Source organism: Streptomyces sp. GbtcB6, assembly GCF_019091475.1.
GTDB lineage: Bacteria > Actinomycetota > Actinomycetes > Streptomycetales > Streptomycetaceae > Streptomyces > Streptomyces hyaluromycini.
In genome coordinates this window covers 1-231 of the sequence record NZ_JAGXJL010000523.1, presented here as the reverse complement: position 1 = coordinate 231, position 231 = coordinate 1, and the positions used below count along the sequence as shown (strand labels likewise).

The 231-nt window shown below is 76.2% G+C and carries 1 protein-coding gene; it reads left to right on the top strand.

The window, feature by feature from the left end; genetic code table 11:
* On the top strand, window positions 1-231 hold a 231-nt coding region (locus KVT45_RS55860; RefSeq protein ID WP_217562806.1), incomplete at both ends, for an AMP-binding protein.

The window sequence follows — 231 nt, the reverse complement described above, 5'->3', positions numbered from 1 at the left end:
CCGGTGTGGTGGGCGAGTTGTACCTCGGCGGCGCCGGACTCGCCCGCGACTACCTCGGCCGGCCCGCGCTGTCCGCCGAGCGGGTCGTCGCCGACCCGTTCGGCGCGCCCGGCGAACGGCTCTACCGCGCCGGCGGCCTGGTCCGCTGGAAGTCCGACGGACGGCTGGAGTTCCACGGCCGCGCCGACCGCCAGATCAAGATCCGCGGCTTCCGTATCGCGCCCGGCGAGG